Source organism: Rhizobium sp. P1_E1 (assembly GCF_056406015.1).
In genome coordinates, this window is record NZ_JBFUAY010000127.1 from 1 (window position 1) to 14906 (window position 14906).

13 protein-coding genes and 1 pseudogene are annotated in these 14906 nt (G+C 61.0%); 9 read left to right on the top strand and 5 right to left on the bottom strand.

All coding sequences use genetic code 11. The features are described 5' to 3' along the window. Positions 1 to 100: 100 nt before the first annotated feature. Positions 101 to 1051 carry a LysR family transcriptional regulator gene (locus AC1D1Z_RS27360; protein ID WP_131647616.1) on the bottom strand — a complete coding sequence of 317 codons (951 nt, stop codon included), beginning with the start codon at positions 1049 to 1051 and terminating at the stop codon, positions 101 to 103. Between the two features lie 95 nt (positions 1052 to 1146). Here AC1D1Z_RS27360 and AC1D1Z_RS27365 point away from each other — a divergent pair, with 95 nt between their 5' ends. Genes AC1D1Z_RS27365 through AC1D1Z_RS27405 form a run of 9 tightly spaced genes read left to right on the top strand, consistent with a single transcriptional unit; the run spans position 1147 to position 10495 of the window. After that, positions 1147 to 2031, top strand: coding sequence for a dioxygenase family protein (locus tag AC1D1Z_RS27365; RefSeq protein ID WP_131647617.1), 885 nt, complete (start codon positions 1147 to 1149; stop codon positions 2029 to 2031). Next, entirely contained in the window at positions 2028 to 3086 is a 1059-nt protein-coding gene (locus AC1D1Z_RS27370) for a maleylacetate reductase (RefSeq protein ID WP_477852167.1), read from the top strand. The genes AC1D1Z_RS27365 and AC1D1Z_RS27370 overlap by 4 nt, the downstream gene beginning before the upstream one ends. Positions 3087 to 3140: 54 nt before the next feature. Further along, positions 3141 to 4421 (top strand): ABC transporter substrate-binding protein, encoded by a 1281-nt coding sequence (locus AC1D1Z_RS27375; RefSeq protein WP_131647618.1) that lies wholly within the window; start codon positions 3141 to 3143, stop codon positions 4419 to 4421. A gap of 51 nt (positions 4422 to 4472) precedes the next feature. After that, a complete protein-coding gene (locus tag AC1D1Z_RS27380; protein ID WP_018247089.1) occupies positions 4473 to 5192 on the top strand; it encodes an ABC transporter ATP-binding protein in 720 nt (239 codons plus the stop codon). Beyond that, positions 5192 to 5911, top strand: a complete 720-nt coding sequence (locus AC1D1Z_RS27385) for an ABC transporter ATP-binding protein (protein ID WP_047622217.1) — start codon at positions 5192 to 5194, stop codon at positions 5909 to 5911. The genes AC1D1Z_RS27380 and AC1D1Z_RS27385 overlap by 1 nt, the downstream gene beginning before the upstream one ends. Then, on the top strand, positions 5898 to 6761 hold the full coding sequence (locus AC1D1Z_RS27390) for a branched-chain amino acid ABC transporter permease (RefSeq protein WP_131647619.1): 864 nt from the start codon (positions 5898 to 5900) through the stop codon (positions 6759 to 6761). The genes AC1D1Z_RS27385 and AC1D1Z_RS27390 overlap by 14 nt, the downstream gene beginning before the upstream one ends. A 9-nt stretch (positions 6762 to 6770) precedes the next feature. Then, entirely contained in the window at positions 6771 to 7856 is a 1086-nt protein-coding gene (locus AC1D1Z_RS27395) for a branched-chain amino acid ABC transporter permease (RefSeq protein WP_131647620.1), read from the top strand. Beyond that, positions 7849 to 9603 carry an FAD-dependent oxidoreductase gene (locus tag AC1D1Z_RS27400; protein WP_131647621.1) on the top strand — a complete coding sequence of 585 codons (1755 nt, stop codon included), beginning with the start codon at positions 7849 to 7851 and terminating at the stop codon, positions 9601 to 9603. Before AC1D1Z_RS27395 ends, AC1D1Z_RS27400 begins: the two co-directional genes overlap by 8 nt. A 4-nt stretch (positions 9604 to 9607) precedes the next feature. Next, a complete protein-coding gene (locus AC1D1Z_RS27405) occupies positions 9608 to 10495 on the top strand; it encodes an intradiol ring-cleavage dioxygenase (RefSeq protein ID WP_131647622.1) in 888 nt (295 codons plus the stop codon). Between the two features lie 199 nt (positions 10496 to 10694). Here the strand turns inward: AC1D1Z_RS27405 and AC1D1Z_RS27410 are convergent, their stop codons facing one another. From AC1D1Z_RS27410 to gmd, 4 genes and pseudogenes are all read right to left on the bottom strand, one after another. Next, on the bottom strand, positions 10695 to 12224 hold the full coding sequence (locus tag AC1D1Z_RS27410) for an aldehyde dehydrogenase (NADP(+)) (RefSeq protein WP_131647623.1): 1530 nt from the start codon (positions 12222 to 12224) through the stop codon (positions 10695 to 10697). A gap of 167 nt (positions 12225 to 12391) precedes the next feature. Further along, the gene (locus AC1D1Z_RS27415) at positions 12392 to 12586 is read right to left on the bottom strand and encodes a hypothetical protein (protein WP_131647624.1); all 195 of its coding nucleotides are present in this window, start codon (positions 12584 to 12586) and stop codon (positions 12392 to 12394) included. 187 nt (positions 12587 to 12773) lie between these two features. Then, positions 12774 to 13864 (bottom strand): annotated as a pseudogene (gene fcl / locus AC1D1Z_RS27420) (GDP-L-fucose synthase). Next, positions 13857 to 14906 (bottom strand): GDP-mannose 4,6-dehydratase (gmd, locus tag AC1D1Z_RS27425; protein WP_477852170.1); only part of this gene is annotated, 1050 nt, incomplete at its 5' end. The pseudogene fcl and the gene gmd, both read right to left, overlap by 8 nt.

The window sequence follows — 14906 nt, forward strand, 5'->3', positions numbered from 1 at the left end:
GAATATGGCCATGAGGAAGGACAACCCGGCTGTATCTGGGTCGTCGATGTCAAGTCGAATGTGTAGTGGCGCCAACCTACATCAAATTCTTGCATCGTGTTTATGAGCCCCAGACCACTGACTGCTCATGCCGCTTGATCAGGTGCTTGAGGTTATCGAAGCCCGTGCGGATGTGGCGGGCGAAATGATCTACGGCGGGCGTGCGAGGTGCGTCCGAACGCTTCAACAGACCGAGCGCGCGTTCCGGATGGGGGATGGGGACGGACAGGGCTGTGATGGATTTTTCGTTACGCAATGCGAAGACGACGCTGTGCGGCATGATGGTCAGTGCATCAGCCGCCTTCATGTAGTGGACGACGCTCATGAGGGAGCCGCCCGAATAGCGAATCTTGACTTCGGTTGCGCCGAAAGACAGGAGCATGCTGCGCAGATCGGTAAGCAGCGGGCTGCCTGGCGGTGGTGCCACCCAGGGAAAATCGAGCAGGTGTGCCGGTTGAGGCCGCCGCTTCAACAGCAATGGATGGGTGACCCGGCAGGCGATGACGTTACGGCCGGGCAGGATTTGCTGGAATTCAAGGCCGGAGCCCTCGTCGAGAATATCGATTGGACAGATGGCAAGGTCGATCTGGTCGGCATTGAGCGCGGCCCGGAGGTCTGGGAAATAACCATAGGTCTGGTCGATGCGCACGTCTGGATGCAGGTTCTGGAACTCGGCGACCATCCCGGCGATCAACGCGTCCATGAAAAAAGGCGTGCCGCCGACACGTACCACGCCGCTCCTGCCGACCCGAAAGCTTTCGACGACATCGGAGGCCTTGCGTGATGCCGACAACATGGTCTGACCGTGATCGGCCAGCGCTCGTCCCAATGGTGTTGGCTGCAGCGGCCGTCGCCCCTTGACGAACAGCGGTTCGCCGATGCGGGCTTCGAGCATCGAGAGCGTGCGCGAGACGGCCGGCTGCGATAGGCCGAGCAGGGCTGCTCCCTCGGTGACCCCGCCGGTTTTAACGACTGCGGCAAGCTGGACAAGGTGGCGTTCGTCTATCTTCATAACGATATGATATATTAATCGTGAATAAAATCATTATCGGTTCGGCGCGTTTGCACTAAATTGATCTCCACCAGCCATTGCCTTGGAGGAGACGCATGACGCCGGGTCCGATGGCGCTGAATTTCAGCGAGGTCAACTCGCATGACATGTTCGCGCAACGACTTCCGCCATCAAAGGAGCACAGCCTGCCGCAGGTTCTCGCGGCGGCGGTGACGCATCTTCATGCCCTCATCCGGGAATTGCGGCCGACCCAGGCGGACTGGCGCAAGGTGATCGAATTTCTGACCGATGTCGGCCACGCCAGCGACGAGCGGCGCCAGGAGTGGGTGCTGCTGTCAGATCTGCTCGGCGCTTCGGCACTGGTCGAGGAGATCAATTCGCGCCGTCCGAAGACGGCCACCCCCAACACCGTGCGCGGACCTTTCTTCCGCGCTGACGTTCCGCAACTGCCGCTCGGCGGCAATATTTCCCTCGATGGAATCGGCGAGACACTGGAGGTTTCCGGCCGCGTGCAGGATCTCGATGGCGATCCTATCGCAAATGCCGAAATCATAACCTGGCAGGCCAATGCTCAAGGGCTCTACGAAAACCAGCAGCCGGACCAGCAGCCGGAATTCAATCTGCGCGGCAGCTTCCGCACGGATGCGGACGGACGTTTCCACTATCGGACCATCAAGCCATGTGGCTATGGCGTGCCCGATGATGGTCCGGTGGGAAAGCTTCTGCGGGAGGCGGGCTATCCGCTGCGCCGCCCGGCGCATCTTCATTTCATCATCAAGGCGCCGGGCTTCGAGACGATCACCACGCATATCTATGACGGCAGCGATCCGCATCTGGCCGAAGACGCGATCTTCGGCGTCAAGCCGGAGCTAGTGCGAAGCTTCGAGCGCCAGGGCGAGCGGCAAGGCAAGGGCGCAACGACCTGGCGGCTCGACCTCGCCTTCGTCATGGTCCGCGCCAGACGGAGAGGCGACACATGAGCCGCGATTTCATCTATAGCGGCAGCCCCGCCCATATCGTCTTCGGCGAAGGCAAGAGCGCTGCCGCCGGCGAATGGGTGGAAAAGCTCGGATGCGCCAAGGCGTTCGTCCTCTCGACGCCGCAACAGAGGGCCGACGCTGAAGCGTTGGCCGCGCGGCTGGGCTCTCTCGCCGTCGGCGTCTTTGCCGGCGCCGTCATGCACACGCCAGTCGATGTCACCGAAGAGGCGATGGAAGTGGTTCTCCGAACGCAGGCCGATTGCGTCGTTTCGCTCGGCGGCGGATCGACCACCGGGCTCGGCAAGGCAATCGCCTATCGCACGGATCTGCATCAGATCGTCATTCCGACGACCTATGCCGGATCGGAAGTCACGCCTATCCTCGGCCAGACGGAGGGCGGGCGCAAGACCACCGTGCGCCATGCGAGCATCCTGCCTGAGGTGGTGATCTACGACCCCGCCCTGACGCTCGGCCTGCCGGTTGGCATGAGCGTCACCTCGGGCCTGAATGCCATGGCCCATGCGGTCGAGGCGCTCTACGCGCAGGATCGCAACCCGATATCGACACTGATGGCGGCGGAGGGGCTGCGGGCCTTCAAGACCAGTCTGCCCGACATCGTCGCTGTGCCGCGGGATGCCGATGTCCGCGCCGATGCGCTCTACGGCGCCTGGCTCTGCGGCACCGTGCTCGGTRCGGTCGGTATGGCCCTGCACCACAAGATCTGCCACACGCTGGGCGGCACTTTCGATACGCCGCACGCCGACACGCATGCGATCATGCTGCCCCACACCGCCGCCTACAATGCCGCTGCCGTGCCGGAACTTCTGGCGCCTGTCGCCGATATCTTTGGCGGTTCGGTCGGCGGCGGGCTTTGGGATTTCGCCAGTCAGATCGGTTCACCGCAGGCGCTGAAGGATCTTGGCCTCAGCGAAACCGATCTCGATCGCGCAGCCGAGATCGCCACCGAAAATCCCTATTGGAATCCGAGGCCGATCGACCGGCAATCCATTCGTGCCCTGCTACAGGATGCCTGGCAGGGCAAACGACCGGCATGAGTTGACGACAGACATCACGCTCTCTGGGAGGAGAGAAAAATGGGAGGAGGAAACATGTTTACGAGACGCGATTTTCTGATGACGACGGCCGCCACCGGGGCACTGGTGGCGACATCCGGGCTTGCCGCCCCCGCAATCGCACAGGATGCTGCGATCAAGCTCGGTTATGTCAGCCCGCAGACGGGGCCGCTTGCCGCCTTCGGTGAGGCCGACAAATTCGTCATCGACAGCTTTCTGACGACCACCAAGTCGATGGGTCTCAACTATGAGGTCGTCGTCAAGGACAGCCAGTCCAATCCGAACCGGGCGGCGGAGGTCGCCAAGGAACTGATCGTCACCGATGAGGTGAATCTGATCCTCGTCGCCTCGACGCCGGAGACCACCAATCCGGTGGCGACCACCTGCGAGGCCGAGGAAATGCCCTGTATTTCGACGGTGGCGCCCTGGCAACCCTGGTTCATCGGCCAGCAGGGCAATCCCGGCGACCCCACCTCGTGGAAACCATTCAACTATGCCTATCACTTCTTCTGGGGTCTCGAGGACGTCATCTCCGTCTTCACCAATATGTGGGCGCAGATCGAGACCAATAAGAAGGTCGGCGGCTTGTTCCCCAATGATGGCGATGGCAATGCCTGGGGCGATAAGGTCGTCGGCTTCCCGCCGGTGCTGGAGAAGATGGGCTATGGCCTGATCGACCCCGGCCGCTACCAGAATATGACCGACGATTTTTCGGCGCAGATCAACGCCTTCAAATCGGGCCAGTGCGAGATCATCACCGGCGTGGTGATCCCGCCTGACTTCACCACCTTCTGGAACCAGGCCAAGCAGCAGGGTTTCGCCCCGAAAATCGCCTCGATCGGCAAGGCGCTACTCTTCCCGCAGACCGTGGAGGCGCTTGGCAATGCCGGGCATAATCTGTCGTCGGAAGTCTGGTGGACGCCGAGCCATCCGTTCAAGTCGTCCTTGACGGGGGAAAGTGCGGCACAGGTGGCAGCCGCCTTCACCAAGGCGACTAACAGGCCCTGGACACAGCCGATCGGTTTTGCCCATGCGCTGTTCGAGCTGGCGGTGGATGCGATGAAGCGGGCCGGAGACCCCAAGGATGGGGATGCCGTCGCGCAGGCGATTGCGGCGACCAAGCTCGATACGCTGGTCGGGCCGATCGCCTGGGACGGCAAGGGCCTGCCACCGTTTGCCGCCAAGAACATTGCCAAGACGCCGCTCGTCGGCGGCCAGTGGCGGCTCAAAGACGGCGGCGGCTACGATCTCGTCATCACCGACAATAAGACGGCGCCGAACATACCGGTCGGCGGCAAGATGGAAGCTATCGCCTGATTTTGGGCGCGGGGCCTGCCAGAGGCCCCGCCTGTTCTGGGAGGAATGGGTTTGGCAATTCTCGAACTCGATGGTGTCTCGAAGAAATTCGGAGCGTTGACCGTCGCCGAGCAGATTTCCTTTGCCGTCGGCGAAGGCGAGGCGCTGGGGATCATCGGGCCGAACGGCGCCGGCAAGTCGACGCTCTTCAATCTGATCACCGGCAATATCGCCGCCGATAGCGGCAGCATCCGCTTTCTCGGCAGCGATGTGACGCGCACGCCGCCGATGGCGCGCTGCCTGTCGGGAATGGGCCGCACCTTCCAGATCCCGCAGCCGTTCGAGAAGCTGACGGTCTTTGAAAACCTCCTGGTCGCCGGCGCTTTCGGCTCGCGGCGGCGCGAGGCCGAGGTGTCGGACCGCTGCGCCGAAATCCTGGTGGATACAGGGCTGATCGACAAGGCGAATGTGCTGGCCGGAGGCCTGTCGCTACTACAGCGCAAGCGGCTGGAACTGGCGCGCGCGCTGGCGACGGAACCGAAGCTGCTGCTGCTCGATGAAATCGCCGGCGGACTGACCGAGGGCGAATGCCGGTCGTTGGTTGCCACGATCCGCGCCATTCATGCGCGCGGCGTTGCGGTCATCTGGATCGAGCATGTGCTGCACGCGCTGAATTCCGTCGTCGAGCGGCTGCTGGTGCTGCACTTCGGCAGGGTCATCGGCATCGGCAAGCCGCAGGACATCATGGCCTCGCGCGATGTGCGCGAAATCTATCTGGGGATCGAGATCTGATGGCGCTGCTCGAAACCAGAGGCTTGACTGCCTCCTACGGTGATTTCCAGGCGCTGTTCGGTGTCGATATTACGGTCGGCGCCGGCGAAACCATCGCCATCATCGGCGCCAACGGCGCCGGCAAGACGACGCTGATGCGCTCGATCTCGGGCGTGCTCGCCAATGCGGCTTCGTCGATCCTTTACCGCGACGAGCCGATCGGCGCGCTGCCGGCGCCTGACATTCTGGCGCGCGGCATTGCAATGGTGCCGGAAGGGCGAAAGCTCTTTCCATCGCTGAGTGTCGAGGAGAACCTGCTGATCGGCAATTATGGCCGCAAGGTCGATGGGCCGTGGACGCTCGAAAGCGTCTTTTCGCTGTTCCCGGTCCTCAAGGAGCGGCGCGACAATCCGGCCACAGCACTTTCCGGCGGGCAGCAGCAGATGGTGGCGATCGGCCGCGGGCTGATGTCCAATCCGGCGGTGCTGCTCTGCGACGAGATCAGCCTCGGTCTGGCGCCTGTCGTGGTCCGCGATATCTACGCCGCCTTTCCACGAATCCGCGAGACCGGCGCTTCGATCGTCATCGTCGAGCAGGACATCGCCCAGGCGCTGAAGGTGGCCGACCGCGTCTACTGCATGATGGAAGGGCGGGTGACGCTCTTCGGCCGCGCCGCCGATCTTAGCCGCAACGACATCCACAAGGCCTATTTCGGGACGGATCACCATGAACTGGCTTGATACCATTCTCCAGGGCGTGCTGCTCGGCGGGCTCTATGCGCTGTTTGCAGCGGGGCTCAGTCTCGTCTTCGGCATTATGCGGCTGGTCAACCTCGCCCATGGCGACCTGATCGTGCTTGCCGCCTTCCTGATCCTGGTGCTGGTGACGACACTCGGGCTCGACCCGTTTGTTGCCGCCCTGATAGCGATGCCGCTGATGTTCGCCATCGGTTGGGGCCTGCAATATTTCCTGCTCAACCGCACGCTCGGCAAGGATATCCTGCCGCCGCTGCTCGTCACCTTCGGCCTGTCGATCGTCATCCAGAACGGCTTGCTCGAAGGTTTTTCCGCCGATAGCCGCCGCGTCTTTGCCGGCAGCCTCGAAAGCGCCTCCGTGAATTTGGGCCCCGTCACCGCCGGCATCATGCCGCTGATGACCTTCCTTTCGGCGGTCGCCGTCATCGTCTGTCTCAACCAGCTGATCTATCGCACGTCCGTCGGCCGCGCCTTCCGGGCAACCTCGGACGATCCGGTGACAGCAGGGCTGATGGGCATCCGGCCGCAACGTATCTTCGCCACGGCGACGGGACTTGCCATGGTCGTGGTGACGATCGCGGCTCTCTACCTCGGGACGCGAGCAAATTTCGATCCGACATCAGGATCGGCGCGGCTGATCTATGCCTTCGAGGCGGTGATCATCGGCGGGCTTGGCTCGCTCTGGGGCACGCTCGCCGGCGGCATCATTCTCGGCGTTGCCCAGACGCTGGGCGCTGCGATCAATCCGGAATGGCAGATCCTTGCCGGCCATCTGGCATTCCTCGCCGTTCTCCTGTTCAAGCCGCGCGGCCTTTTCCCGCGCGCGGTGGATTGAGGTGCATCGATGACCATGGCCATTCCCTCCTTCACCGTCGAGACGCGCACCAGGGCATCGACATTGTCCGCCGCGGCGATCATTGCCCTTTTGCTGCTTGCCTTCGCCGCACCCTTCATCGTCTCGCGCGGCGTCATCCAGGACTTGTTCTTCATCCTCACCATGCTGGTCTTGGCGCAGAACTGGAACCTGCTTGCCGGTTATGCCGGGCTGATCTCGGTCGGCCAGCAGGTCTTCGTCGGCTTCGGCGCCTATACGATGTTCGGCTGCGTCATCCTGTTCGGCATCGATCCGGTCGTTGCAATCCTGATTGCCGGGCTGTTCTCGGTCGCCCTTGCCATTCCCACAGCCTTCTTCACCTTTCGGCTTTACGGTCCCTATTTCGCCATAGGCACCTGGGTGGTGGCCGAGGTCGTGCGGTTGCTGCTGGCCCAGTGGAAAGCGCTCGGCGGCGGCACAGGCACCTCGTTGCCGCGGGATGCGACCCGCGACATGATGGGCGTCAGCGCAATGCGCGATGTCTTCGGCATGAAGGCCTCGCAGGCAGGCGATGCACTGACCTACTGGCTGGCGCTGATCCTCGTCGTCGCGACCATCGGCTTCATCTATGGGCTGCTGCGCAGCAAGCAGGGCCTTGGTCTCGCCGCCGTGCGCGACAACGAGCAGGCGGCCCGCGCCGTCGGCGTCGATGCGCGGCGGATGAAGACGCTGGTCTATCTCGCCACCGCCTTCATGACAGGCATTGCCGGGGCGCTGATCTATGTGCAGAAGGCGCGGATTTCGCCGGATGCGGCCTTCTCGGTCACCGACTGGACCGCCTATGTCATCTTCATCGTCGTGATCGGCGGCATCGGCACGATCGAGGGACCGATCCTCGGCGTCATCATCTTTTTTCTGCTGCAGAACCTCCTGGCCGATTACGGCTCCTGGTACCTGCTGATGCTGGGTCTTCTCGGCATCGCCATCATGCTGTTTGCGCCGCGCGGCCTTTGGGGACTGTTCTCAGAACGCACCGGCATCCAGCTTTTCCCGGTTCGCCGCGTTCTGAAGGGCGGGCCGCTCAATCTCACGCATAGGGGAGGGCCTCATGGCTGACATTACCACCGACGTACTCATCATCGGCACCGGCCCAGCAGGCTCCGCCAGCGCTGCCCTGCTCTCGTCCTACGGGGTCGAGAACCTGGTGATCAACCGCTACCGCTGGCTCGCCAGCACACCGCGCGCCCACATCACCAACCAGCGCACCATGGAGGTGCTGCGCGATCTCGGCCGCGACGTGGAGGATGAGGCCTATATGTTCGCGGCCGAGCAGGACCTGATGGGTGAGAACGTCTTCTGCACCTCGCTCACCGGCGAGGAGATCGGCCGGATGAAGAGCTGGGGCAAACATCCGCTGTCGCGCGCCGAGCACCAGCTGTCCTCGCCGACCCTTATGAATGACCTGCCGCAGACCTTCATGGAGCCGCTGCTCTACAAGACGGCCTGTTCGCGCGGCAGCCAATCGCGCATGTCGACGGAATATCTAAGCCATGTACAGGATGAAGACGGGGTTACGACGACCTGTCTCGACCGGCTGACCGGCAAGGAGTTCACCGTCCGCTCGAAATATCTGGTTGGCGCCGATGGCGGCAATTCCAGGGTTGCGGAACATGCGGGCCTGACATTCGAAGGCAAGATGGGCGTCGCCGGTTCGATGAACATTCTGTTTGAGGCCGATCTGTCGCGACTGGTCGCCCATCGACCCTCGGTGCTCTACTGGGTGCTGCAGCCGGGCGCCGATGTCGGCGGCATCGGCATGGGTCTGGTGCGCATGGTAAGGCCGTGGAACGAGTGGCTGATCGTCTGGGGTTACGACATCAATCAGCCGGCCCCTTCGGTGGATGAAGCGCATGCGAAGAAGGTCGTGCGCGACCTGGTCGGCGATCCCGATCTCGAGATGACGATCAAGTCGGTCTCGACCTGGACCGTCAACAACATGTATGCCACGTCAATGTCGAACGGCCGCGTCTTCTGCATGGGCGACGCCACCCATCGCCATCCACCGTCAAACGGGCTCGGCTCGAACACCTCGATCCAGGATGCATTCAACCTGGCATGGAAGCTGGCTTTCGTCCTCAAGGGCGCCGCTGACCAGAAACTTCTCGATAGCTATCAGGACGAGCGAGCGCCTGTCGCCAAGCAGATCGTCACCCGCGCCAACAAGTCGATCGAAGAATTCGGGCCGATCTTCAAGGCGCTCGGCCTGCTTGATTCGATCGATCCGGTTAAGATGCAGCAGAACATGGATGCTCGCTGCAACAACACGGTTGCTGCTGAAGAACAGCGCGCCGCCATCCGCAAGGCGATCGCCGACAAAGTCTATGAGTTCGATTGCCACGGCGTCGAGATGAACCAGCGCTATCGATCCGGCGCGATCGTAACGGATGGGCAGGCGGAGCCGGCGTTCGCCAGAGACCCGGAGTTGCACTGCCAGCAGACGAGTTGGCCGGGTGCAAGGCTTCCGCATGCCTGGGTTTATTCCGCGACAGGTGAAAAGCTGTCGACGCTCGACCTTGCCGGACACGGCAAGTTCACGGTGCTCACCGGCATTGGCGGGCAGGGCTGGATCGAGGCCGCCCGAACCGTGGGGAAGGAACGGGGCATCGATATAGCCGCACACCTGATCGGTCCGCGTCAGCCCTGGCAGGACTTTACCGGCGACTGGGCGAATATGCGCGAAATCCGCGACAGTGGCGTCCTGCTCGTGCGTCCCGACCATCATATCGCCTGGCGAAGCGAGGCGATCGTCGACGATCCGTCAGCCGAACTGCGGCGCGTGCTGACCACCGTTTTAGGGAAATGAGGCCATGATTGACGCACATGAAAAGGGTTTCTTCACAGAGGAGAACTCAGTTGAGGTGGTGACGAGCCGGAACGCCACCGCCACAGACCAGCGCCTGAAGCGTGTGATGGAGGTCGTAACACGTAAGCTGCACGAGGCGGTAAAGGAGCTTGAGCCGACGCAGGAGGAATGGATGAAGGCAATCCTTTTTCTCACCCGCACAGGGCACACATGCAACGAATGGCGACAGGAATTTATCCTGCTGTCGGACGTGCTCGGCGTGTCGATGCTGGTCGACGCCATCAATAACCGCAAGCCCTCAGGGGCTTCCGAAAGCACTGTTCTTGGCCCGTTTCACGTTGCCGACGCGCCGGAACTGCCGATGGGCGCCAACATCTGCCTCGATCAGAAGGGCGAGGACATGGTGATCGGCGGCCACATCCTCGGCACTGATGGCAGGCCGATTGCCAACGCTGTGATCGACGTCTGGCAGGCCAACGACGAAGGCTTCTACGACGTGCAGCAGAAGGGGATCCAACCAGACTTCAACCTCCGCGGCGTCTTTCGCACCGGCGCGGATGGCCGTTACTGGTTTCGCGCGGTCAAGCCTAAGTATTACCCAATCCCGGAGGATGGACCGGTTGGCAAGCTGCTCGGCGCGCTCGGTCGCCACCCCTACAGGCCTGCCCACCTGCACTACATCATCAAGGCTCACGGCTTCGAGACGCTCACGACACACATCTTTGATCCGGACGACCCGTATATCCATTCTGACGCCGTCTTCGGTGTGAAGGAGAGCTTGCTTGCCAAGTTCCAGCAGGTTGAGGATCCGGTACGCGCCAACGAGCTCGGTTTCCTGGGTAAGTTCTGGCAGGTAGAGCACGATTTCGTGCTGGCTCGGCCGGAGGAGTAGGATCTTTTGGCGCAAGTCGGCCCCGTCCAAGCCGGCGACCAGTCCCACTCGCGGTGAGGTCCGGACGGGCATCTTCGGTCAACCGCCCATGTCCGCAGCTTTGGTCGCGCGTGCGCGGGGTGGGAGGGTGCTCCTCGAAAGATCGCCCCCTCGTTTCCCTCACGAGATAGGCTGCTGGTAAGAACGCGGATGCTGGGAGCTACCTGCTCTGAAGTGGCGCCGGAAGCAACTCAGGTGGAAAGTCCTGGTAGGAAACCGGTCGCAAAAACCGATAGACTGCCAGCGTGCCGACTGAAGTCGACCGACCGTCGGACGTTGCCGGGTACGGCCCGCCGTGCACCATCGCCGGAGAAACCTCGACGCCGGTGCCGAACCCGTTCACGAGGAGACGACCGGCCAGGAGCTCCAACTGGGAAAGCATTTCCGCAGCATTCGACAAGTCGTCTTGGTGGACGTGCAGGGCAATCGTCAATTGACCTTCCAAAGAGTTCACGACCTGGCGCAGATCTGCTTCATCTCGGCAACGCACGATCAATCCTGCTGCGCCGAATATCTCCTCCTGAAGCTCGGGCTCTGACAGGAAGGAGGCCGAGCTCGTTTCAAAGAGGGCCGCCGCTGCCTGTTGCGGCGTTCCCTGCTTTCCCGTCGCCAGCTGCGATACGGAAGACGAGGCCGACAGTCTGGCGACACCCTTCCGATAGGCCTCGCATATCCCCCCGGTGAGCATCGTTTGAGCCGGCGATTCCTGAAGAGCTGCGGAGGCAGCGTTTATGAACGCGTCGAGGCCGGGGCCATCGATTGCGATGATGAGGCCTGGATTGGTGCAGAACTGACCGGCTCCCAAGGTCAAGGAGGACGCGAACGATTTCCCGATCGCTTCCGCGTTGTTCTGCAGGGCGTTCGGGAAAAGGATGACGGGATTGATGCTGCTCATTTCGGCGTAGACCGGAATTGGCTGCTTCCGCTCCGAGGCAATCTTCATCAGCGCGGTTCCGCCGCGCCGGGAGCCCGTAAAGCCCACTGCACGTATCCGATGATCGGCGACCAGCATCTGTCCAACCTCAAAACCAGCGTCGAACAGTAAGGCGAAAGTTCCTGCCGGCAGGCCGCTTGCTGCGACCGCCTGCTGGACGGCGCTGCCGACAAGCGCCGACGTTCCGGGGTGGGCGGAATGAGCCTTCACGATGACCGGACAACCGGCCGCAAGGGCGGAGGCCGTATCGCCTCCTGCGACGGAGAAAGCAAGAGGGAAATTCGAAGCGCCAAACACCGCCACAGGCCCGAGAGCCACGTTGCGAAGACGAAGATCAGGCTTGGGTGCAGGCTTCCGATCGGGATCGGCCGGATCGAACCGGAGTTCTTGGAATGCACCTTCGCGTACCTCTTTGGCGAACAGGCGAAGCTGGCCGACGGTTCTCGCTCGCTCGCCTTCGAGACGCCCACGCGGCAGGCCGGTTTCGTCCATTGCCCTCAGGATCAGATCGTCACCGAGTTCGAGAATGTTCTCAGCTATCGCCTCCAGGAGAAGCGCGCGCTTCTCCAGCGGTGTCTCCCGATAAATGGGAAAAGCATCCCACGCGACAGCCGTGGCTTGCTCCACCTGATCTTTCGTCGCTCCCGCAAAGCTCGGCTCCATAGGTGAGCCGCTGGCGGGATTGGTGGCGGAAAAGCTGGCTGCGCCGCCCCGCAGAACCGCGCCGCCGATGAGAAGATCGCCGGAGACTTTCATGATACATCCTTTCGAAAACCTATTCTGGACCACTGTTCAAGTCCGCGTTAAAAGATCGCTTGCGGACCTTTCAACGATGATGGCTGGATGTAGATAGTCTCAGAGCGCCGCAAAACCAAGTCACGGGGTCAAAAAGTAATACTTTTTTCAGCCTCCGATATTGTCCTTCAAGATCGCTCAGCGATCGAGAGTTTCACCGCCTCGTCGAAAACCCACCGGCGCCAAAGATCGGCGAGGAAGAACTGAACGCCCTGCTTCAGGAAAGAGTGGCCACGCGTTTCGAACGCGGTGCGGCCAAGCCTGCCGACTTTACTGCAGCGATTGTCGTTCGACAGCCAGCCGAAGTAATCTCGCGGAGCCATCCGACTGGACTATCCGTGTAAGAGCGCGACAAGCGGTATCGGCATCTCGACCGGGAAAAAATCCATTGCCGCTCTGATAATCATCGCCCACACGGTTATTAGGAAAATTAACGCTGCAATCCTAATTTCTACTGGTTGCATTATTTGCTCCCCCCAGCATGTGCGTCCCCCCCGAGACAAAACCTTATTATTCCTCGCGCAAATTCGCTGTGCGCGAGGAATGATGTGCGACTGTAGAGAGCGTGGGCGCGTGCGGCGCCGAAGTCTTGGCTCTCCCAAACCTGATGCCGCTTTGACCGATCAAGTCGCCGGACATAGCCTGTTGCTGCGTTCGAGATATTGCCCATCAAGGAAGGAGCGGTAGGCGTCCGCGATACCCTCCTTCAGACCGATCTTAGGAGACCAGCCGAGCGTGCGAAGCTTGTCGACGCTCAAGAGTTTACGTGGCGTGCCGTCTGGCTTGGTCAGGTCGCGCGTGATCTTGCCTTCGAAACCAACGACCTTGGAGACGAGGTATCCCAAATCCAGGATGGTAATGTCCTCGCCCGAACCTACGTTCACATGACTTTCGGCGGAATAAGACTTCATGAGATGGAGGCAGGCGTCGGCGCAATCGTCAACATGCAGGAATTCGCGCCGCGGCGTGCCAGTGCCCCAGATGCATATCTCTTGCTGCTGGTTGATCTTGGCCTCATGCGCCTTGCGTATCAGCGCCGGCATGACATGGCTTGACCCGAGGTCAAAATTATCCCCTGGACCATAAAGATTGGTAGGCATGGCCGAGATAAAATCTCTACCGTGCTGTTTGCGATAAGCATGGCAGAGCTTTAGTCCGGCAATCTTGGCAACCGCATACCATTCATTCGTGGGTTCAAGCGATCCAGTCAGGAGTGAGTCCTCAACGATCGGCTGATCGGCGAATTTTGGATAGATGCAGGACGAGCCCAGAAACATCAGTTTTTCGACGTGAGTTCTATGAGCTGCATGGATGAGGTTCGCTTGGAGAATCAAGTTGTCGTAAAGGAAGTCGGCCGGATAGGTATCGTTCGCCAGAATACCGCCGACCCTCGCAGCAGCGAGGAAGACGGCGTCGGGACGGTTCTTGTTCATCCAGGCCTCAACCTGGTCCTGCCGTCTGAGATCGACCTCGGCGCGGGTGGCCGTCAAAATCTCGCAGCCCTCGGAAGCGAGACGCCGCACGATCGCAGAGCCCACCATGCCGCGGTGGCCCGCGACATAGACCCTTTTTCCAGCAAGGCTATAGATCACCTCAGGCATAGGCAAAACCTTTGGTTACGCCTACCGACGGCACGTTTCGTGCCATGACCTTCAGATCCTCGCGAACCATCTCCGTAACCAGCTGATCAAGACTGGTCTCATGTTTCCAGCCAAGCTTCGTATGCGCCTTCGTCGGATCGCCAATCAGAAGATCAACTTCGGTCGGACGGAAGTAAGCTGGATCGATCTCCACCACACACTGGCCGGATGTCTTATCGTATCCCTTTTCCTCAACCCCGTTCCCACGCCAATCAATAGGCATGCCGACCTTTGCAAAGGCCTTGTCGACAAAGGAGCGAACGGAGTGCGTTTCGCCGGTCGCAAGGACATAGTCCTCCGGTTCGTCCTGCTGCAGCATCAGCCACATGCCGCGGACATATTCGCGTGCATGTCCCCAGTCGCGCTTGGCATCCAAATTGCCGAGATAGAGCCTTTCCTGCAGCCCAAGATGGATCGCAGCCGCTGCCCGGGTGATTTTACGCGTCACGAAGGTTTCGCCGCGGATCGGGCTTTCATGATTGAACAAAATGCCGTTCGAGGCGTGCATGCCATATGCCTCGCGATAATTGACCACTATCCAATAGGCATAAAGCTTGGCCACCGCGTAGGGTGATCGAGGGTAGAACGGGGTCGTTTCGCTCTGCGGGACTTCCTGGACTTTTCCGTAGAGCTCGGAGGTGGACGCTTGATAGAAGCGGGTCTTCCTGGTCAGCCCAAGGAGGCGAATTGCTTCAAGCAGCCGAAGGGTCCCGGTTCCATCTGCGTTGGCAGTATATTCCGGCGTCTCGAAAGAGACTTGAACGTGGCTCTGTGCGGCAAGATTATAGACCTCGTCTGGCTGCGTTTCCTGAACGACACGGATGAGATTCGTTGAATCTGTCATGTCCCCGAAATGCAGAATAAAACGCGGATTCTCGACATGGGGATCCTCGTATAGATGCTCGATTCGACTGGTGTTGAAGGACGATGAGCGTCGCTTGAGGCCGTGAACGATATAGCCCTTCTCCAGGAGCAATTCGGCCAAATAGGCACCGTCCTGACC